15 protein-coding genes and 2 pseudogenes are annotated in these 21780 nt (G+C 47.0%); 13 read left to right on the plus strand and 4 right to left on the minus strand.

All coding sequences use genetic code 11. The annotated features are described in order from the left end of the window. The first annotated feature begins 211 nt into the window (after positions 1 to 211). Positions 212 to 961, plus strand: a complete 750-nt coding sequence (gene tpiA, locus FN001_RS15160; protein WP_015554970.1) for a triose-phosphate isomerase — start codon at positions 212 to 214, stop codon at positions 959 to 961. A 361-nt stretch (positions 962 to 1322) separates the two neighbouring features. Here tpiA and FN001_RS15165 read toward each other — a convergent pair. Further along, positions 1323 to 1490: pseudogene (locus FN001_RS15165) on the minus strand (tyrosine-type recombinase/integrase); the annotation flags it as partial. 285 nt (positions 1491 to 1775) lie between these two features. On the opposite strand from FN001_RS15165, the gene FN001_RS18220 reads away from it, so the two are divergent. Further along, on the plus strand, positions 1776 to 1946 hold the full coding sequence (locus tag FN001_RS18220) for a hypothetical protein (RefSeq protein ID WP_185911961.1): 171 nt from the start codon (positions 1776 to 1778) through the stop codon (positions 1944 to 1946). A gap of 258 nt (positions 1947 to 2204) precedes the next feature. On the opposite strand, the gene FN001_RS15170 is transcribed toward FN001_RS18220, so the two are convergent. Next, complete coding sequence (locus FN001_RS15170) at positions 2205 to 3077, minus strand: AraC family transcriptional regulator (RefSeq protein WP_142412396.1); 873 nt, start codon at positions 3075 to 3077, stop codon at positions 2205 to 2207. 104 nt (positions 3078 to 3181) lie between these two features. Between FN001_RS15170 and FN001_RS15175 the strand changes: the two genes are divergently transcribed. After that, positions 3182 to 4084, plus strand: a complete 903-nt coding sequence (locus tag FN001_RS15175; RefSeq protein ID WP_142412397.1) for a DMT family transporter — start codon at positions 3182 to 3184, stop codon at positions 4082 to 4084. Between the two features lie 132 nt (positions 4085 to 4216). On the opposite strand, the pseudogene FN001_RS15180 reads toward FN001_RS15175, so the two are convergent. Continuing rightward, positions 4217 to 4504, minus strand: a pseudogene (locus FN001_RS15180) (TnpV protein); the annotation flags it as partial. A gap of 344 nt (positions 4505 to 4848) precedes the next feature. Between FN001_RS15180 and FN001_RS15185 the strand changes: the two are divergent. The 3 genes from FN001_RS15185 (at position 4849) to FN001_RS15195 (ending at position 7494) form a co-directional block, all read left to right on the plus strand. Continuing rightward, the gene (locus FN001_RS15185; protein WP_142412398.1) at positions 4849 to 5733 is read left to right on the plus strand and encodes a DegV family protein; all 885 of its coding nucleotides are present in this window, start codon (positions 4849 to 4851) and stop codon (positions 5731 to 5733) included. 315 nt (positions 5734 to 6048) lie between these two features. Continuing rightward, positions 6049 to 6474 carry a PPC domain-containing DNA-binding protein gene (locus tag FN001_RS15190; protein WP_118297051.1) on the plus strand — a complete coding sequence of 142 codons (426 nt, stop codon included), beginning with the start codon at positions 6049 to 6051 and terminating at the stop codon, positions 6472 to 6474. Between the two features lie 114 nt (positions 6475 to 6588). Next, positions 6589 to 7494, plus strand: a complete 906-nt coding sequence (locus FN001_RS15195; RefSeq protein WP_142412399.1) for an RsmB/NOP family class I SAM-dependent RNA methyltransferase — start codon at positions 6589 to 6591, stop codon at positions 7492 to 7494. A 48-nt stretch (positions 7495 to 7542) separates the two neighbouring features. Here the strand turns inward: FN001_RS15195 and FN001_RS15200 are convergent, their stop codons facing one another. After that, positions 7543 to 8922 (minus strand): MATE family efflux transporter, encoded by a 1380-nt coding sequence (locus FN001_RS15200; RefSeq protein WP_142412400.1) that lies wholly within the window; start codon positions 8920 to 8922, stop codon positions 7543 to 7545. A gap of 241 nt (positions 8923 to 9163) precedes the next feature. Between FN001_RS15200 and FN001_RS15205 the strand changes: the two genes are divergently transcribed. From FN001_RS15205 to FN001_RS15235, 7 genes are all read left to right on the plus strand, one after another. After that, positions 9164 to 10009 carry a LysR family transcriptional regulator gene (locus tag FN001_RS15205; protein WP_015554965.1) on the plus strand — a complete coding sequence of 282 codons (846 nt, stop codon included), beginning with the start codon at positions 9164 to 9166 and terminating at the stop codon, positions 10007 to 10009. 129 nt (positions 10010 to 10138) lie between these two features. Beyond that, complete coding sequence (locus tag FN001_RS15210) at positions 10139 to 11005, plus strand: tyrosine-type recombinase/integrase (protein WP_142412401.1); 867 nt, start codon at positions 10139 to 10141, stop codon at positions 11003 to 11005. Between the two features lie 327 nt (positions 11006 to 11332). Then, positions 11333 to 12046 carry an AP2/ERF family transcription factor gene (locus tag FN001_RS15215; RefSeq protein ID WP_142412402.1) on the plus strand — a complete coding sequence of 238 codons (714 nt, stop codon included), beginning with the start codon at positions 11333 to 11335 and terminating at the stop codon, positions 12044 to 12046. A 249-nt stretch (positions 12047 to 12295) separates the two neighbouring features. Further along, the gene (locus FN001_RS15220; protein ID WP_142412403.1) at positions 12296 to 16495 is read left to right on the plus strand and encodes an InlB B-repeat-containing protein; all 4200 of its coding nucleotides are present in this window, start codon (positions 12296 to 12298) and stop codon (positions 16493 to 16495) included. Beyond that, the gene (locus FN001_RS15225) at positions 16476 to 17192 is read left to right on the plus strand and encodes a class C sortase (RefSeq protein WP_185911962.1); all 717 of its coding nucleotides are present in this window, start codon (positions 16476 to 16478) and stop codon (positions 17190 to 17192) included. The genes FN001_RS15220 and FN001_RS15225 overlap by 20 nt, the downstream gene beginning before the upstream one ends. Before the next feature lie 76 nt (positions 17193 to 17268). Next, positions 17269 to 19299, plus strand: coding sequence for an isopeptide-forming domain-containing fimbrial protein (locus FN001_RS15230; protein ID WP_185911963.1), 2031 nt, complete (start codon positions 17269 to 17271; stop codon positions 19297 to 19299). Between the two features lie 46 nt (positions 19300 to 19345). Next, entirely contained in the window at positions 19346 to 21754 is a 2409-nt protein-coding gene (locus FN001_RS15235; RefSeq protein WP_142412406.1) for a hypothetical protein, read from the plus strand. The last annotated feature ends 26 nt before the right edge of the window (positions 21755 to 21780 follow it).

Here is a 21780-nt window from a genome sequence, read left to right on the forward strand (position 1 = left end):
AAGATGCACGGTGGGGAGCAAATGTACGCAGTTACTTCCCTGGCTGTAAATATTATAGTGTCCGAGATTTCAGATCCGGGGCGGTGATCCCGTCCCGGATTTTGTCATAGTATGGAAAACTGCAGATGTAGTTTTTGAATGTTATCGTTCAGAGAGAATCCTGGATATGGATCTTGAAGATAAATATTGGTATATATGGGGGTAGATAATCATGGCAAGAAAGAAAATTATCGCTGGAAACTGGAAAATGAACATGACTCCGTCCGAGGCAGTGGCACTCGTTGAGACATTAAAGCCGCTTGTTAAGACGGAGGAAGCGGACGTTGTATTCTGCGTACCGGCTATCGACATCATTCCTGTCGTAAAGGCATGCGAGGGAACGAACATCGAGGTTGGCGCGGAGAATATGTATTTCGAGGAGAAAGGCGCATATACAGGCGAGATCTCCCCGAATATGCTGACAGATGCCGGCGTGAAATACGTCATTATCGGACATTCCGAGAGAAGAGAGTACTTTGCAGAGACAGATGAGACCGTCAATAAGAAAGTCTTAAAGGCATTCGAGCATGGATTGACCCCGATCATCTGCTGCGGTGAGACTCTTACCCAGAGAGAGCAGGGAATCACTCTGGACTGGATCCGCAAGCAGGTCAAGATCGCATTCCAGAACGTGACAGCAGACCAGGCAAAGACTGCTGTGATCGCTTATGAGCCGATCTGGGCGATCGGAACCGGAAAGACAGCAACGACAGAACAGGCCGAGGAAGTCTGCGGCGCGATCCGTGCGTGCATCGGTGAGATCTACGATGAAGCAACGAAGGAAGCAATCCGCATCCAGTACGGCGGATCTGTAAACGCAGGCAATGCGGCAGAACTGTTCGCACAGCCGGATATCGACGGCGGACTTGTAGGCGGCGCATCCTTAAAGGCTGATTTCGGAAAGATCGTCAACTACAAATAAGTATCATACATGCAGGAAGAGATTGCCGGCTGTATGAATATGCAGTTTACATAAAACTGCAAGGGAAATAACAGGTAAAATTTTGAGCGCTGTGTCATGGAAAATAGGATGTGACACAGCGCCTTTTATTTACGCGAACAACGAGCCAAAGTCCGCGCTTGCGCGAGACCTTGGCGACTGTCGCGATAACAAGGGGAAACTCGCGAAGCGTGTTTTCACTTGTTTACAATTTACAATTTAAAAGCTTAAAATCTCAAAAATCATTGATATATCAAGGCTTTTTGCTTGTTCAATGCTCGTTTTTTGTGTAATTTCCTTTGTTTTTTCCCTTAAGGGCGAAACCAAGGGAAATTTTTTATCCTTATGCTTCCTCGACCACCTTATCAAGCAGTCTTGCGGAAGTACGCTTCGCCTCCCTTGTGGCGTGAGCGTAGATATTCATTGTGGTAGTTACATCCGAGTGTCCGAGAAGTTCCTGCACATCCGTTGGCTTTGCACCGCCTGAGAGCAGATTGCTCGTGTAGGTGTGCCCTTACGGTATAATTACGACAAACCGGAAAAGCCCCGTATATCAAGGGGTGCAGGTTTATGGCAAGGTTTTTCATCCTTTTCCAAACCGAAAAATCGAGCCGCGAAGTAGTTATATCGTAGGGGGTGTTATAGTAACGACAAAAATAAAGGAGTTGGAAAGCAAGATACAGCAGGTGGAGCAGAAAATCTCCAAAATGCTTGACGAGCTGTCCGGTATTCTGAAAGCGGACGGTTATCCCGATGTGCAGGTGCTTATGACTACCTTCCGCAAATGGAGGGTGTTGTGGAGCAGTACAACCATGACCTTGCCAAATGGGAACAGCAGGTCAAGGAAAAAGGCAAGCTCGCAAAAACGCCCGAAAAAGAAAGTGTCCGAGACAGGCTCAGGCAGTTGCAGGCACAGGGCAGACAGGAACGCAAGCCAAGAAAGAAGTCTCAAGACAGAGACAGATAATTTCGGCATTACCACACCGCCGACACAAGCAGCGGTGATTACATAGAAAAACTCTATCCCACCGTCATTCCTCCGTGGGATAGGGCAGATAGCAAAACAGGCAGCAGCAGTCAACAGTCAAGATGAACGGGCTACGTCCGCCGTTGACAGCCGCCGCCTGTTTCGCTTTACGGCAGACAAGGCGGTTAAGTCCAAGAATGCTTAACCGCCCTAAATAATTTTATAGAGAAACCTACATAGCCATTCTAAGAGGAATTTTCAAAATCCTCTCCAGCTGTACTCTGTTGGTGTAATCCCGGTTTCTTTCCGAAAAATAGAAGTAAAGTAACTTTGGCTATTAAAACCTACAGCATATGCAATCTCTGCAATCGTCATTTGCGACTGCCTTAAAAGTTCCTTGCTTTTTTGAATACGGTATTGTTGTAAATATTCAAAAATTGTTTGTCCCAAAGTCTGCTTAAAAAATCTGCAACACTCGCTACTGCTCAAATGGACTTGCTGTGCTACCTGCTCTAATGAAATTTTTTCCATATAGTGTTGCTGAATAAAAGACAAGATTTTAATTAGTCGCTCATTGTGTTGTCGCTCTGCATTTTCAAGTGTCGGGCCAATCATACGCCGCATTGTTATATGCCAAAGACGAAACAGTTCGCTATACAACAATAGGGCGCTATCTTCCTGTGGCATTTGGTATTTCTCCCGCAGGGAATTGATTGAGTGCAGAAGTTCTCTGTCTTGTTGCTGGTACAGAAGCATTGTTTGTCCCGCCGTTCCACTGTCTTTTTCTTTGTCGCTCAGTCCCGGCACGGAAAATAGAAGTTTGTTCAAATCTATATCCAAGCAAAAATAACCCGAAGGCTGAGAAGAAGTAGGACGGGACATATGTGCCAAACCAGCAGGAATAAGAATCCCCTGTCCACTTTCTACAGAATAGGAATGTTCGCCCACACGGAACAGCACACTACCCTTTAAGACAATGCAATACTGAATTTCGCTATGCCAATGCCAATCAATATAATCATAGGTATCTGCACTAAAGATATTTGTATAACAGGTGAACGGCATACCGGGAAAGGCTGGAATCATTTGCTCTTTACCAACAGCAGTCAAATCTAATTCTTTTGCTTTCATAAGACCTCAAAATATTAATAATATTTGCATAAATACTGATATACATTTTTATTTTACCGCAATATTATAATAAACACAAGAAAGAACTTAACGAGGTGAGACATATGAACACACAAACACGAGGCATCCTTTGTGCTCTATCCGGAGGTATCTTATGGGGATATTCCGGTACAATCGGGCAGTACCTATTTGCTAACTATGAGATAAGCAGTGAATGGCTTACCACCGCACGCATGATCTGCGCTGGTGTCATTCTCCTTGCCTTTGGGCTGCTCAAACATATGCCGATTAAAGCAGTATGGACAGACCGTACAGCCGCCTTTCGTCTGGTGCTATTTGCTGTGATCGGACTAATGACCGTACAGTTGACTTATATGAAAGCAATTTATTATTCCAACTCAGCTACTGCCACAGCCCTGCAATATCTTGGTCAAGCTCTTATCATGGCAGTAACCTGTGTGCAACTTATGCGCTTACCAACAGGGCGTGAGTGGATGGCATTAGTTCTTGCGGTAGGTGGTGTATTTCTGCTTAGTACCCGTGGTAATCTTCATGCCCTCGCATTGTCCCCACTTGCTTTGCTCTGGGGCTTAGGAGCAGCGGTTAGTTTGATGCTATATACAATGATACCAAAAGCACTAATTCAGAAATACGGCAGTATCCCGATTACTGGATTTGGAATGTTGATAGGTGGTATCGCTCTTTGCGTACTCACTAAATCATGGTCGTTTTTCCCTAAAATGGATACAACGGGCTGGATATATGTAGGCATTATCATTCTGTTTGGAACTGCTGCTGCCTTTACGCTCTACCTACAAGGCGTAAGCGATGTAGGCGGTGTTACCGCCAGTTTACTTGCTTGCTCCGAGCCAGTATGTGCCACTTTGATAACTACGGTATGGTTGAAAACTGACCTTGTATTTTCTGATTACATAGCTTTTGCAATGATTATTTTCATGTCAGTTTTACTTGCTTTACCTCGTAGGAAGAATGAGCATGAGGAATGAAAGTCAATCGAATACTTTCCTCTCCTCATGCTACCCACCAAAAAGAATATATCTTCCAAAGCCAAAGTTTTAACTCAATAACATCGGGCAGGGCGAAAATACTTTTTATTGTATCTTCGCCCTGTTCCTATGCTATACGTAAATCAGCTCGCTGTTGACAACCTCTCTTGCGCAGTTTTGGATATTTCCCATCCTTCCTATCCATTCCATAGGATTTTCTGCTTTTATCTGCTCCGTCACGCCTTGCTTGTCTGCCATCTCGTCAATCAAACGGAGATACATCTTCTGAGCCTGTTTGTCAATATCGGCAAGGTAGCTGTTCAGTTTGCCCTCCATCAGCATTGTGATGTAGGTGACTATTCTGTGTTCTTTCAGATATGCCTTGTGTCGCTGTCCCCAAATGCCGATAGGCTTGCTTTCTTCTTTGGGAAGTTTTTTCCCTTATGAGTGGTCGAGGGAAGCATAAAATGTTGTGAAATCGTATAAAGGGATATGACGGGCACATTGCGATAAATCCTTTATTTTCAAGGCTTTTGGTGGATTTTATTAAACCCCTTTGCAACCGTATAATCAGCTACAAAATTCTAAGTTTTTAATTACAATTTACAATAGTGACAATCTGTCATTTTTTGTGTCCACCCTATTGACTGGAAAGAATGAAAATGTTACGATATTTAGATGTTCAAAATATTTTAGACAAAAATGATTTGATTTTACAGGAATCCGGCTGCGTCGGATCAGAGAATGAAAGAGGAAATACCTATATGAAGAAGATTGGAATCGTAACAGACAGTCACAGCAGCATCAGCCAGGAAGAGGCGGAAAAACTTGGGATTTTTGTCCTGCCGATGCCGTTTTACATCGATGGGGAGTGCTATTACGAGAGCGTGACCCTGTCCAGGGAAATGTTTTTTGAGAAGCTGGCGGCCGGAGCGGATATTACGACGTCCCAACCATCCCCGACTGCGGTGATGGAAATCTGGGATAAGGCGCTGGAGCAGTTTGAGAAGATCCTCTATTTACCGATCAGCAGCGGTCTCAGCGGTTCCTACGAGACAGCGATGATGTTGGCGAAGGATGAAGCGTATGAGGGGCGTGTTCTCGTTGTAGATGACGGACAGGTTGCGGCTCCGCTCCACCAGATGGTATTAGATACGTTGGATATGATCGAAAAGGGATATGAGGCGGAACAGATCCGTGATCTCCTTGAAAGGGCGGGAGACCGGATGATGATCTATATCGCGCTCCAGACGCTGGAGTGCTTAAAGAAAGGCGGAAGAGTGACACCGGCGGCAGCGGCATTGGGATCTGTGTTTAATATCAAGCCGATCCTGAAGCTTCAGACAGGAAAACTGGACTCCTTTAAGAAATGTCACGGGATCGTAAAAGCAAAGAAGGCGGCCATCGAGGCCATGCAGGCAGAGATCCGGGATAATTTTCAGGACGCGTTAAATGACGGTGCCCTCCACCTGCTGGCATCCTCCAGCGGGACAGACGAGGAGAATGCGGCATGGGTCGATGAGATCAAGGAAGCATTTCCTGGTGTTCCGCTTCTCTACGATAATCTGTCCCTCGGCGTATCCTGCCATATCGGACCGGGCGGAATGGGAATCGGGTGCGCGGTGGCACCGGATTATAAGAGAGTGTAAAAGCGCAGGGTATGGTTAGTGGTGATAGTGGATTTTGCCGATTCGGAATGCGAAGCATCGGCAAAATCAGTTACTATTTGCGCAAGGCGTAAACAGTAACGATCGTGGGATTCGATAAAAGCTATAAGCTCTGTGAGTGTTGCGTGTATACAAAATTTGTCTTATAATAGAAGACAGACCGTAACTGTGAGGTACTGAACAGTTACGACAGACCATAAAAATGAATGTTGTGTTTTGCACACAGGAAAACACAATCCTGCAGCGGGCGAAGGCTTGCAGGCAGGGCGGTGCAGGTGTGCATAAAAGGAGGTAACGATGGAATACCGCAGATTTGGAAATACGATCGTAGCAAGGATCGATCAGGGTGAGGATGTTCTGGAGAAGATGAAACGCATCGCGATGCTCGAGGATGTGAAGCTCGCGAGCGTCAGCGCATTAGGTACATTTTCTTCCATGACCGTAGGAATTTATGATCTGGAAAAACGTCAGTTTATGGGGAATGATTTCGAGGGAATGTTTGAGATCGTCTCCTTTACAGGAACCATCAACACGATGGACGGAAAGTATTACAGCCACATCCACGCGGCGGCAGCCGATGCGAAGGGCAATGTGTACGGCGGACATTTAAGCCGCGGCATCATCGGAGCGACCTGTGAGATGGTGATCACGGTGATCGACGGAGTTGTGGATCGCGTAAAAGACGAGGAGACAGGACTCAATATCTTTAACTTTAAGTGTTAAAGTGCAGAAAGGTAACTGTTCAGCAGGTCTGCGCGTAACTGTGAAGGTACTGAATCGTTACATATTTTTGTGAATTGTGATAAGAGATAAGAAAAGATCGATAAGGAGCAGGTTATGGAGCAGATGATTCCGGGATTTCTGGAAGAGATGTTGAAAAAACAGTATGGAGAGGAAATTTTCGCGAAGATCCTCGCGGGATATCAGGCGAGACGCCCGGTGACACTCCGGGTCAATCCCCTAAAGGCGGACCGGAACACGGTAGAACAGGCACTTACCGGTGCAGGGATCGCGTTTAAAAATGTATCATGGTATGAGGATGCGATGATCATCGAGGACGCAAGGGAGCCGGAGATCCAGGAACTTCCGATCTATCAGGAAGGCGGAATCTATCTCCAGAGCCTTTCCTCCATGCTGCCGCCGCTGTTTCTCGGTCCAAAGGCGGGAGAGACCGTCCTCGATATGGCTGCCGCCCCGGGCGGAAAGACGACCCAGATGGCGGCGATGACGGGAAATCAGGCGCAGATCACGGCCTGTGAGAAGAATAAGGCGCGGTCAGAAAAGTTAAAATACAATCTGGAAAAGCAGGGGGCATCCGGAACCTACGTGATGGTGGAGGACGCAAGAAAGCTTGACGATTTCTTTTCCTTCGACCGGATCCTTTTGGACGCGCCCTGCAGCGGAAGCGGAACCGTAGAAGTGCGGGACGGTGTCTGCCGGACAAAAATCTCAAAGGAACTTGTGGAAAGATCCGCGAGAACCCAGGAAGAACTGTTAAAAAAGGCGCTGAAGCTGTTAAAATCCGGCCATGAGATGGTCTACTCAACGTGCTCAATCTTAAAAGAGGAGAATGAAGGTCTCTTAAAGCGCGTGTTAAAGAGTTCAGGCGGAGAACTTGTACCGATCGGGGAAGAGTGGACGAAGGAACTTCCATTACTTCCGAATGCGATGCCGGGGACGCTCCTCGTGGGACCGGATGACCTCTTTGAGGGATTCTTTGTGGCGAAGATCAGAAAAAAATAGAAGCTCAGAGGAGAGCTTCTATTTTTTTGCAAAAAACGCTTTAAGCCTTTATGCCGCCCTGCGGTTCTCAAACTCGATCCGTTTCAGCTCAGGCAAGACCGTGATCAGCATCGTGAGAATGCAGGCGGTTCCGCCGATGACATTGGAAACCGGCTCGGCGAGGAATACGCCGTCGGTTCCCATATGCATGGCGTAGGGGAGAAAGTAGGTCAGCGGTACAACGATGAATACCTTGCGGAGCAGGGAGAAGAAGATTGCAAAGACCTTCTTGTTCAGGGATTTAAATACCGCCTGACCGATGTACTGGAGGTCCATAAAGATAAAAGCTGCAAAATACATGTTCAGCGCCGGAACTGCATCCTGAATCAGCGCCGCGTCCGAGCTGAAAATACGGATCAGCGTTTCCGGGATGAGGATGATCATGCTCCACATGACGGCCGTGTAACCGAAAACAAGGAGACTCATGATCAGAATGGATTTCCGCACGCGTCCCGGTCTGCGGGCACCGTAGTTGTAGCTCAGGATCGGGGAGGTTCCCTCTACCATGGCGTGGATCGGAGTCTCAACAAGCTGGCGCACACTGGAGATGATGGTCATGACGGAGATATAGATATCACCGCCGGTGACGGAAAGAATATTGTTGCAGCAGATCGTTACGAGACTGTTGGTGAGCTGCATGATAAATCCGGCTGCACCGAGGCTGAGGATATTTTTCGCGTGTCCGGTACATTCCGGGATCTCATTCTTATGAAGGAACCGCAGCTTCAACTCGGATTTTTTCGTGAGGAAAAACAGGACGAAGGCGGCAGACAGGCACTGGGAGATCACGGTGGCGATGGCCGCGCCGCGGACGCCGAGTCCGAGGGCAAAAATAAAGAGCGGATCAAGCACAAGGTTCGTTCCGGCACCGATTGCGACGGATAACATGCCGATGCTGGAGTAGCCCTGGGCGTTGATAAACGGGTTCATTCCGACTGCGATCATCGACGGCAGGGTTCCGATCAGATAGAGCATCATATACGGATAAGCGTAAATGATAGCCTCAGCGGAAGCGCCGAAGAGGATCAGGATCGGGCGGGCGAAGAGAAAGCCGACCGCCATCAGGATCATAGCGCAGACACAGAGCATCGTAAAAGAAGTGTTCATAATGCGCCTTGCTGTGTCAGGGTCCTTCTTCCCGCGAAAGATCGAGAAGAGCGGCGCACCGCCGGTCCCAAAGAGGTTGCTGAAGGCTGTGATGATGACAATGATCGGAAAACATAAGCCGACCGCGCCGAGAGCGGCTGTTCCGATCTCCGGGATCCGCGCGATGTAGATGCGGTCCACGATATTATATAGAAGGTTTAAGATCTGGGCAACCAGCATGGGGAGCGCGGCTCCGAGAATATTGCCCGTTATGGTTCCGTTTTCAAAATCAATACGTTTCATATGCATGGTAGCTTTCCTATAAGGATTTGATCCTTTCTAAATTTTTTCTTGCGTTTCAAGTATAGCATCCCCTATAATATATGTAAATTATTGTTTTTGTATAGAAATACAATAAATATTATATAATACAAGAAGATTCTTTACATTCAGACTATGATGTTTACGATCCGGGATCCGGATCCCACAATTCGCACCGTTGTGAGAGTGGAGGTCTGCAGATCGCCGGTCAGAAGGAGAGATTATGGAGATCAGACAGTTAGAATACTTCCGGGCCATCGTTGACGCCGGAACCATCAGCGGTGCGGCGCGGGAGCTTCATATGACACAGCCGCCGCTAAGCTACCAGATGAAAATGCTGGAGGAGGAACTTCAGGTACCGCTTTTTATCCGCGGTATGAAGCATATCACACTGACGGAGGCGGGAAAAACGCTCTACGAACAGGCGGGAAAGATTCTGATGCTCTCGGAGGTAACGAAGCGGGAGGTCATAAAATCAAGTCAGGCGGCGACGATCCATATCGGAATGACTCCGTCCACCGTGTCCATGATGTCCCATTACCTGATGCGTTTTGCAAAAAGCCATCCCAATATCCATTTTGATATCCACGAGGGATCCACATTCACGATGAGGGATCAGCTTGAGAACCGGATCCTTGATCTCACGACCCTGCGCACGCCAATTACGTTAAGGGGCTGTGAGACGAAAACTCTGGCTGAGGAACGCCTTCTCGCCATGGCAGTTCCGGAGTTTCCTCTTTTAAAAGGACGCACATCGCTCCATCTGCAGGAGCTCTCGGAACAGCCCCTGATCCTGTCCCACCGGTTTCAGAAATATATCGCCTCGAAGTTTGAGGAGGCGGGACTTGTCTGCGATATCTACCTTGCCTGTGAAGATGCAAGGACCGCGATCACGATGGCGGAACGGGGAATGGGGATCGCGATCCTGCCGACTTCGATGCTGGAACTTTCTGATAAGCTGAAAGCATGTGAGGTCTGTGATGCTGATTTTACAACAGAGGTCCTTCTTGCCTGGAGAAAAAGTCGAATTTCGTCGGAAATACAGGAATTTCTGGAATTTTGGAATTAAATGGCTTTTACAGGCAGATTATACGAGTAATTTTCTGAAAAATATGCCATAATGAGAAATAATGAAAAGCATCATATTATGAAACATGTCAGGTAAAGAGAGCCTGACAGAACAGGAGAAGAATCGTTCATGAAGTATGATCTGGAACATTATGGGCAATATTTAACAGAATGCGAGAAAAGTAAAAATACGATCGAAAAGTATCTGAGGGATGTGCGGAATTTCCTGATATTTTCAGGGGAACGGGAGCTGAGCAAGGAGATCATCTTGGAGTATAAAAAGCTTCTCGTAGAAAAATACCGGACGTCCAGCGTAAATTCCATGCTGATCGCGGTGAATGGATATCTGAGCTGGATCGGCCGGGACGATCTCCGGGTGCGTGTATGCAGAACACAGAGACGGATCTTTCGAGAGGAGGAGAGGGAACTAACGCGCGAAGAGTACCAGAGGCTTCTTATGACCGCGAACCGGGAGAATCGCGGGCGTCTGTTCTGCATCCTTCAGACCATCGCGGGAACGGGGATGCGGATCGGGGAATTAAAATATCTGACAGCGGAGACTCTGGAGGAGCGAAAGATACGGATCGATTTTAAAGGAAAAGTGCGGATCATCCTGATTCCAAGATCCCTTCTGATCATCCTGAAGGACTACTGCCGAAAGCACAAGATCAAGGAAGGAAGTATTTTCCGCTCAAGGAACGGAAGACCGCTGGACCGGAGAAATATATGGACGGAGATGAAAAGTCTCTGCGAGAAGGCAAAGGTGGCAGCAAGCAAAGTGTTCCCGCATAATCTGAGACATCTCTTCGCGAGATGCTTTTACGAAAAGGAACACGACCTCGCACGGCTGGCAGATTATCTTGGGCACAGCAGTATCGAGACAACGAGACGGTATACGATGATCACGAGCGAGGAGGCCTGCGCGAAGGATTTAGAGCTGGGACTGGTCCAAAGGGAAGAGGGAATATCGGAAGGAAAGAAAGGCAACACGGAATGAATGGGAAAATAAAGGATCCGTCTGCGACATAATGTGTATTATGTCATGAACGGCTTATCTTAGATGATTCTGCATCGTTCTTACATGAAATTTACATGCTTTTTACGCTTCCTAAAGTTAATTTAGAAAAGTGAACCGATCTGCAAACCCGCTTCCAGGACCGTATGTTTTTTTGAAAATCATGTTAAAAAAACGCAAAAAAGCAAAAATCCCGGAATATCCATTGAAAACAAAGGCTTTTCGTGATATTATTTTTATGTATATATATGAATACAAGGGGGATTCGTTATGACATAATACACATTATGTCATGGACGGCTTTTTTGAATGAAAAAATGTATGATCGGAGAACGATACGGAAGTCTCGTGGTAATTGAAAAAGTGAAGATTCCGGGGAAACCGAAAACCTATTGGCGGTGTCGGTGCGACTGCGGGAATACGTGCACCGTGGAAGATTCACATCTGAAAAACGGACATACGAAGAGCTGTGGATGCAGAAGACGGATCCGCCTTCAGGAAAAACGCCTCGATCTCACCGGACAGCGGTACGGCAGGCTTGTGGTTTTGGGACCGGCAGCGGGGCTGACAGAAAAACGTGATGGCACGGTGGAGCAAAGCGGATCGTCCGAAGGTGATCGCACGGATCGTCCGGGCAGGATGAGTGACTACTGGCTTTGTCAGTGTGACTGTGGAAAACAATGCATCTGCCGTAAAGAGAATCTCCGCTCCGGGGTCACAAGAAGCTGCGGCTGTCTTCAGGAAGCACAGAGAAAGGTAAATATGAAGAAAGCCATCCATTTTACGGACGGAACCTGTGTGGAGCGGATCGCGTGCAGAAAGACATTTTCCAATAATACTTCCGGTCATCGCGGAGTATACAGAAGAGAAAACAACCGATGGAGAGCCTCCATTGGCTTTCAGGGAAAGTCCTACAATCTTGGCAGCTTCGCAACCTATGAGGAGGCAGTTCAGGCGCGGCTGGACGCGGAAAAACGGTTATATGATCCATTTTTAGCGAAATACCGCGAAGAAAATTCCTGAGAATGCAGGGGGATCACAATACTGATAAAAACACTTCCAAACGCAGGAATACCGGGCAGCTCTGCTGCATAGAATGCAGTTTAGGGAGTGATTTTTATAAATTTAAAGGAACAAGGGGGAAAGGAGGAGCTTTGTGAGCATACAGAGACAGAAGAATCCTGTGTGCAGCAATTGAAATATTGACTTACAGTAACTGTTCGACAGAGATACAGTTACGATCCACGATTCGGAAAAAGGAGGAAAAGAGAGATGAAGAAGCGCGGAATGAAAAAACGTGTTCTGGCAGCACTCATGACGGCCTGCATGGTTGTTGGGTCTGTGCCGGGAGTGTCGTTGGCGGATGTGTCAGGTGAACCATCTGGTACGCTGACACCGGCTGCAAAGAAATATAACTTTGATGGATTGCCGTCAACAGAAGCAAACCCGGATATTGAGCTTAATAAGACAGCTGTATATAATGCTGACACGAATGATTATACGATTACCCTCTCAGCAAAGGCTAAAGAGAAAGTAGAAACAAAAAAGACACATGTTGTATTTTTACTGGATGCGTCAGGGTCGATGAGCTGGTGTACAGAAACGGATCCGAAAGAAATTGGACATTACCATTTTGGCGGGGATGATGCACACTGTACAAAAATTAAAGCCGATCCCTCGAAAACGAAAAGTCGTTGGCAGATTGCTACCAATGCGATAAAACTGATGACTGATAACCTTGGTAGCGATGGAATTACATATAATTATACCTATTTCAGCAGCGATACGGGCGAGAGTGTAGCAGAAATTCCGTATAGCGATCATACAAAAATTACTGGAGGCACAGAGTTAACATCTGGGGTCAATTATGCATTAGGAAAATTTAGCGGAGACACTAAAGATACGGACCAGATATTGATTATCGTTGCAGATGGTGAAACAGATGATCGAAAAGATGTCTTGTCTTGCGGGAAGGAAGAATATTATAATAGTCTGTTAGATTTTCATAAACATACTTTGTTTTGTTATGAGAGCAAACCATATTATCCTAAAAAAGAATTAGAGAATTTCCAATCAGCCACCAACAACGGCAAAGTCTATACAGTAGGTTTCACGTTCAGTAGCGAAGGCTTCAAGAGTCTTGCAAACGGATCTGACTATAATTTTAACGCGACAGATGAGGATTCTCTGAATGTGGCGTTAAATAAGATCAGCCAGAAGATCAAGACCGGAATTACGGACCCGTTGGGAAGTAATGTTGAACTGGTCGGTGACATTACAGTTAGAGGCAGTGGAGCTGCAGCTAATTATGACTCTGCAAAGAACGAGATTACCTGGAATGATCCGAATGGACTGGATGAAAACGGGGTCAGTCTTACTTATCATGTGAAGGTTAAAGATACATCGAATGCTGGCAGTGTGAATCTTAATGGAGACGCAGTACTGAGCTATACGGCAGGATCAGAGAATCATACAGTAGAGTTCCCGAAACCATCCATTACCGGAGCAAAACTTACGGTTCAGTACAAGGATCAGGATACTGGAAAGGTTGTAAAGACAGACAATGACTGGATTGGTTTTACCGGTGGAAATGTTTCTTTTAAGAAGATTACAGAAATTCCGGAAACAATTCTCGTTGGTGATACGACATATTATGTAGTATCCAGTAACCCTGAAGGAATTCCGACACCGACAGAGGCAATTAACTATATTGTTAATGTTCAGGTGTCCAAAGAGAAGCCGAATCAGGCAATCTACAGTGTCATATATGATGCAAATGGTGGAACCTGGAGTGAAGAGTATGAAGCGCAGGAAACTTATACGCTGAATACAGATCGTAGCATGCTGACACGATCAGGGATGAATGACGGAGATATGATTGAAATCCTTGACGGTAGTAATGCACCAGAAAAGTCTGGATATGTTTTCAAAGGATGGCAGCTTGGTGAGGACAAATTGGTCCATCGTGTACCGGTTGGTTACGCGGCAGATTCCAATCATCAGGTTCATCTGAGCGCAATCTGGGAAAAAGATGGTTCATCTGAGGAAAACAATATTACTTACTCTGTGAACCAGCACTATATTGCTCCTGATCATACAGATAATGTATCGATTAAAGACCTGACAGCAGGAAAAGATGCTTCTATAAAGGATGCAATCTCCGGTTATACACAGGATCTTCCGTGGCGAGGTGACACATATTTATATCGCAGCACAACGGTTACGACTGGCGGAAAGACCGTAGATTATAATCCAGACACTGCAAGATTCACTGAAGACACGACAATTGATATCTATTACTATCGTGATTCCTGGAATACTGGAAACAACAGTGAAACAGGCGGAGATGGTACCCCGGATACCGAGCAGGTTCTTGTAAAATTCGGAAGTAAGGACCGCGGAGACTGGGTAACAGGAAGCGGTATTGTTCAGGTATACACATTAGATGAAGGACAGACAACAGTGACTCCGTCTAAGGATAACGTGACGGTAAGCTGTGACAAAGGATATCATTTTACAAAGTGGACAAAGAATAATTCTGTAAATGAAATCGACCCGTTTACAGAGCAGACTGGTGTAAAAGGTGGAGAGACGATCAACTTCTGGGCATGGTTTGCAGCTGATGAGGTGAAAGTACCGGAGAAACCAGTATCTGCGGAGCTTCCGTATGTCACAGTAATTTGTACAAACACCAATGCATCCCACAGTGTATTAGAGAGAAATTATTATATTCTCGATGAAGAGATTGACGAGGGTCGTGTGATCGTTGGTGATGTGAAATACGACTCAACATATGGCAATTATGCCAGCCATGTCAAGGTAATGGGCGCATATTATGCAGGCCTTTTTGATGTCGGAGAAGGCGGAAATCATATAGCTACCAAGGCCAACGATGTTTCCTTCGATATGGTATGGGACGGAGAAAAGTGGACAGCTCCAGATTCAATCGAAACAATCAAAATTTCCTGCGCAGGCAGCGAAGATCCGGATGGACCGACAGAGGATGAACTGAAAGATCTCATTGAAGTTGCGCTTGTCCATACCGGCAGCAATGCACACCAGAATGAAAATTATACGCTTATTGCTGACAGCTATGATGTCGAGACAAATGGCAGAACGGCAGTTATCACTGTAAAGGCAGATAAGTATGTAAAAGAGTACAACTCACAGTATGGAGAACATGCTGTACAGGGAAAGAATACGGCAAAGCTTGTTTTTGACCATACAGGTGCTGGCTGGAAACTTGTCAATGACAATGCGGAAGTCAGCTTCACCGTAAAGTGTTCCGAGAAGAAGCCAGAATCCCCGAAAGGACCGACAAAAGAAGACTTAAAGAAGCTATTCGGAAATGCAATCACCGTGATCTGTACGACAGACGCAGATCATGCGGAAGAGACCTTTGGTCTTATTGATGGCAGCTTCCATTTCTCAAAGGACAAAGATGTTGATGATGAAGGTGTTGTAACGGTAAACGCTGATAAGTACATCAAGGCATTTAATGATGGAAACCATACGAATGCAGGTGACGATGGGGCGAGAGTAAAACTCTATTACGACGCTGACGAAGCAAAGTGGTGCGCAGATAAGGATATCAATATTACCTTCAAAGCAAAATGCGAGAAAACACCGGAGAAGCAGTACACCGATATCAAGTTCGTTGTAGTAAACGGAACATTTACAGAGAACGGTCAGACAGAACTCACAAAGACCTTTGAGGTTGGAACGAAGCTTACGCTTGCGGATATTCCTGCATCCAAGGGCAAGAGCAGCAGTTACAGCGATCAGACCTGGGATAAATTCCCGGTTGGATATGTTGTAGGAAAAGATGGAACGACCTTCACGATCACCTACAGGTGGAGATCAAGCGGCAGTGACAGTGATGACAGCGATTATGACTATGGCACCTCCACAAGAGGCAAAGCCACAAACGCAGCCGGTAAGTCCGGACGCTGGATCTTAGAGGGCGGCGAGTTCACGGAGGACAACGGAAGACTTCCGTCCAACGAGTACTTAAAGATCGGTGATACGATCTACGGCTTCTACACCTACGGATTTGCCATCGACTTTGACCGTCCGGAATATTACACAGACGCGGCAATTCAGGCAAAGGGCGGCTACCGCGACGCGACAGGAACATGGAGATTAAACGGCTGGTGGTTCTGCTATGATGACGGTACATTCCCGCATGATGAGTGGGTATACCTCACATGGAACGGCCGCTCCGACTGGTACTACTTTGATGTAGACGGCTGGATGGAAGACGGCTGGTTATATCGGAACAACAACTGGTATTATCTCCATACTCAGTACGACAACACAAGAGGACGCATGTACACCGGCTGGCATGAGATCGACGGCAAGTGGTATTACTTCAACACAGCATCCGACAAGGGAACACTTGGCGCAATGCTTGCGAACACCACAACACCGGATGGATATCAGGTAGATGCAAATGGAGCATGGATCCGGTAATTCCGGCAGGAAACCTTCATGGCTCACCGGGCGCGGGATCCTCATAGCAGTCATATTTCTCCTGGGACTGGGAATTTTCCTGTACCCGCATATCTGTGACTGGTACTATCAGTATCAGTTCAACAAGGCGATTGCGGCGTATGACCGGTTTCAGGGGATCGACTGCGAAGGAATGATCCAGGCGGCCCGAGAGTACAATGAAAGACTTGCAAAGAAAGAGGAACAGTTTCTGGTTCCCGCAGAGGAACGGGAGGAGCTTGACCACCTTCTGGATCCATGGGGAACAGGGATGATGGGATATGTGGACATTCCGAAGATCGGGGTCCACATTCCCATTTATCACGGAACGGAAGAGCGGGCGCTTCAGTCGGGCGCCGGTTTCTGGTATGGGACAAGCCTGCCGGTGGGCGGTGAAAATACCCATTGTGTGCTGGCCGCCCATAACGGTCTTGTGAAGGCGAAACTGTTCACCGACCTGGACAAACTGGAAGTGGGAGATCGGTTCACTCTGGATGTCTTAAACGAGACATTCACGTATGAGGTGGATCAGATCCTCGTAACACTCCCGGAAGAGACGGAAGAACTTTATATCCAGAACGGAAAAGACCTTGTGACGCTTTATACCTGTACTCCGTATGGGGTAAATACCCACAGGCTCCTTGTCCGCGGACACCGGGTAACAGAACCGGAAGAATGATGGAAAAAATGCGCCGGTTCACAAAAAAGTGAAAACGGCGCTTTTTTCGACATAAATTGACATGGAGGGGTCGAAAATGAAAAAGAAAATGAACAAGGTTTTCATGGTCTGTCTGGCGGCGACTGCGATGACGGCGGGAATGTCGGTTTCGGCATTTGCGCAGGTACATATTGACGGGACTACCTATCCTACGTTTGATGAGGCAGTGGCTGCGGCAGCAGATGGATCGGTGATTGTTCTTGATACGGATGAGACGACGAGTGGGCTTAATCTGAGCAAGAACTTGACGGTAGATGGTGGTACGGATAAGAAGAATCTTATATTTAAAGACAAAGGAATTGCACTTTGGGGCAAAAAGCTGACTTTTAAGAACTGCGCTGTGGAACTGAAAAGAATCGGATCGACACCATATACGGCAGAGTGGAATTGGCAGACGGTCTGCGCATCGAAGAATGCAGAGCTGCATCTGGAGAATGCAGAGATGGTAATGGATGGCGAAGGTGTCGCTGCAAACACTCATGCGATCTATTTCTGCTCGAATAATAAGCTGAATCTGAAGAATTCCACGCTGGAGATCCGAAATTATCCGCAGGATGCCCTGGAGTGGGATGGCGGTGACGGAGGCTATAATGTGAACCTCGAAAATTCGACCTACATCTCGGATAATAACCGCTCAGGTTTTACGGGAACATTTTATGCCACGATCGATAACAGTAAAGTTCAGGTGTTAAACAGCCATGGAAACGGATCAAACGGTACATACTATACGATAAAAAATGGATCGGAAGTTTTGTTTGATGGAAGCGGTACCTGGGGAATTTCCGCATGGCGGATCGATATGAGCAATCAATCCTCCTTAACAGCAACAAACAACGGGTACAGCGGTATCTGGACCAGAGTGCTGAATGTGGATAAGACATGCAAGCTGGATGTGGAAGGAAACGGGGTGAAACCTTTATCCGCAGCCAACAGTGGCGGAATCGTATTTCAGGGAAATGGAACATATAAAAGCACGATCGAGAAGGGCGCAGATGTGACGATCATGAACAATGCCGGTTCCGGAATCTATACAAAACAGGCAGCCTGCGATCTGACGATCGGTTCCGCAACGATTATCAACAACGGAACGGGAATACAGAATGAGAAGAAGATTGGTGCCGAATACGGCGGAGGTATCTACAATATCGGTACCATGCGTCTCGGCTCATCGGTTATTCTTTACAATAACCATGCCGGAAAAGGTGCCGACGATATCTACAACGGAGAAAACGCGACACTGAAATTCGGAGACACCAACAAAGAGTGGATCCTGGACGATTGTAATCACGTGATCGACGGCTGGTATGATGATGCAGAAGGAAGCCGCTGGAATGCCGATGGCGGTGAAAGTGAGCACCATATTGTTCTTGTAAACAGCGGAAGTAAGACCGGTATGCTGCAGATTAAAGCTGCGCATGGACTTGATGCGGACGATAAGGAGAGCAGACCGGATATCGATAAAAAGGCAGACGGTGAGGATGAGATCAAGGGCGTAAAACCGGGCGATAATATAAGCTTTACTCTGGAATCCCATCTTCCGGCAAGACTGGCCGGATTTGTAGTACGTTCCGATTCTGATGCAGAGAGATTGTATATTCCGGAGAAGTTCTCCGAGCGTATGATCTTCCATGACAAGATGAGCAAAAATCTGGAATTTGATAGAGAAACCCTGAAAGTTACAGTCGGAAATGATGGAAGTGTACTTCCAGAAGACTATTACAAGGTGGAAACTGGAAAAGGCGATGAGACATTCCGGGTAAGTATCGCTCTGATCGCAGCATTCAATGACGGATATATTACATATGATGAGTTAAAGAATGCAGAGCCGATTATTGTTTCCTATGACGCAGCTGTCTCTGACAAAGCCATTGATGGAGACAAGGTGGAGAACCGTGCATGGGTCAACGACAGCGAAGAGGATATCGTTGACGGCCCGGTTATCGATCCGGATGTTCCGTCCACCGGTGGAATTGGAACAAAAGCCTTCACAGCAGCAGGAATCGCCCTGATGGGAGCTGCAGCAGGTGCTGTGATCGTGACAGGTAAGAAAAAGAAAAAAGAACAGTAATTCAGACTTTTCGGATTGTTGCTAGTTATGAGAACGAGGTAGAGACATGAAAAAATCATGGAAAAGTTTCATGACCGTCACCGCAGCCGCCGCTGCGATGACGGCTGCCATGGCATTTTCTTCGTTGGCGGCTGTGGCGAAGGTAGGAACACAGGAGTTCAACAATCTTCAGGATGCGATCAATTCCGCGGGAGAGTCGCCGGTAGTGATCGATCTTGAGGAAAATGTAAGTCTTACAGACGGACTTGTGATCGGTGCAGGAAAAGATGTGACGATCCAATGCGGCACGTCGGATCCGAAGACGATCAAGATGGAAGGAAAGGGAATCCACACAGAAGGAACTTATGATGCTGCAGCTAAAAGTTGGAATACCAGTCGGCTGACATTTAAAAACTGCGTATTGGATATTACCGCGAATGATAATCCGGGTGGAGGTGGCGGCACTGCGAATCTGATCTCGAATACAGATCTCACCTTGGATCATGTGACATGGACACAGAATAGTGCGAATGGCGGCAGTGGAAGCGGAATGTATTTGTATCAGAAAAGTAATTTATACCTTGTAAATGGTACAGTCATGACGATATCCGGCTATAAAGGATTCCGGGCAAGTGGTATTTTCGCAGACAATTCAGAGTATGAGGATATGCCAAACCGGAGTATTAAAATTTCAGATCATTCCAGACTCAATATCACTGATTGTGACTGGCACGGAATGACGGTCAATCCGGTCGACGTGACGGTAGAAAAATATTCACATATCGATATTACGGGCTGTGGAAATCCGAACTACGGTGGTGGAATTGGCTGCTATTACGGAAAACTGAGCGTAACGGATCATTCTGATGTGACAACGAATCAGAATATTGGTAGCGCCTGGGGAACTTTTGTTAAAGAGCTGTTTGTAGACAGCACTTCAAAACTGACTTCCTGTAAGAATACCGGAAATGGGCTGAATGTCGGAGGAAAAGGAACCATTGAGGGAGGAGCTGAGATCAGTCTCGACGGAAATGGGAAAAGAGGCCTTCAGGTATATAGCGGCAGCGATTATTGGTACGGCGATGTTGAAGTCAAAGCAGGGGCAATTGTATCGGCCTGTGAAAATAGATCAAACGGGATTTTAAATACGTATAAGCTGTTTGTTGAGAATGGAGCAACGCTTAAGGTTGAAGGGAATCATGATCGCGGAATCCGTAACGTGGGAGAGCTGACTTTAAATGCAGGCAGCGTTTGTGAAAATCAAACGGGTTCAACCGGAGCAGGAATCTTCAATGAGGGAACCTTGAAGATCGGCCCCGGCGTCCGCATCTGTAACAACCACGCAGCCACCTACGGCGGCGGCCTCTATAACGGGGAAAACGGAACCGCAGAGCTTTCGGACGGCGTGATCCTCTACAACAACCACGCAGCCAAAGGTGCTGACGATATTTACAACACCGCAGGGCGGAAGCTGACCTTCTGTGCAGTCGGAACCGGTTGGAATCTCGATGACTGTAATCACCGCATCGACGGCTGGTATGACGATACAGAGGGCTCAAGATGGAACGCAGACGATAATCTTCCGGAAAATCGTCATATCGTTTCGGTAGCTTCCGGCGAATATGAGAAGGGATTCCAGATCAAGGCGGCTCATGGTGCGGATATCTACGAGACGACAAGTTATCTGATCGATAAAAAGGCAGACGGCGAGGATGAAATCGGAACCGTAAGTCAGGGAAAGAGGATCGAGTTTACACTGACCTCCAGTCTTCCTAAGCTGCTTGCACGCTATGTTGTAACGGCATCCAACGCCTCACCGGCAAACTCTGCAAGGGAGATTCGCAAAATCCGCGTACACAGTGCGTCCGGCGCGGGAACAGTCCGCGTACACAGTGCGTCCGGTGCGGAGACAGTCCGCGTGTACAGTGCATCCGGTGCAAGAAGAGCGAGAAGCGTAAGCGGGGACAACTACGACAATGAGATTTCTGCACAGTCCCTTTCTGCAGATGAAAAATATGCAATCCCGGATTCGGTTGTGGAGACCATGGTCTTCCACGATGAGATGAACCGGTATCTGAAATTTATTGACGGTACGCTCCGTGTGACCGCGGGCAGGGCTGGAAAAGAAGTTCCTTCCGGGTATTACACGGTAACAGCCAGTGGTTCCAACGCATTCCGGGTTGCGGTTGATCTTGTAAACCTCTTTAATACCGGAATCATCGATTATGAAGATCTGACGGATGAAAATCCGATTACAGTGACCTATGAAGCGGTCGTGACAGACGACGCGATCCAGGGGGACGAGCTGTTTAACGAAGCCTGGGTCAACGATGGAGAACATGACTCCGTGGAAGGTGATGTCCTCGATAAGAAGGTTCCGTCCACAGGCGGAATGGGACGGGGAATGTTCACGGGTCTGGGACTCCTGTTTATGGGCACAGCGGCAGCAGCATGGAAGAGAAAAAGAAGCATGTAGATCAGATACAGAAATCGATGTAGAAG

It is taken from the genome of Clostridium sp. Marseille-P7770, from assembly GCF_902143525.1.
Classification (GTDB): Bacteria; Bacillota; Clostridia; order Lachnospirales; family Lachnospiraceae; genus Pilosibacter.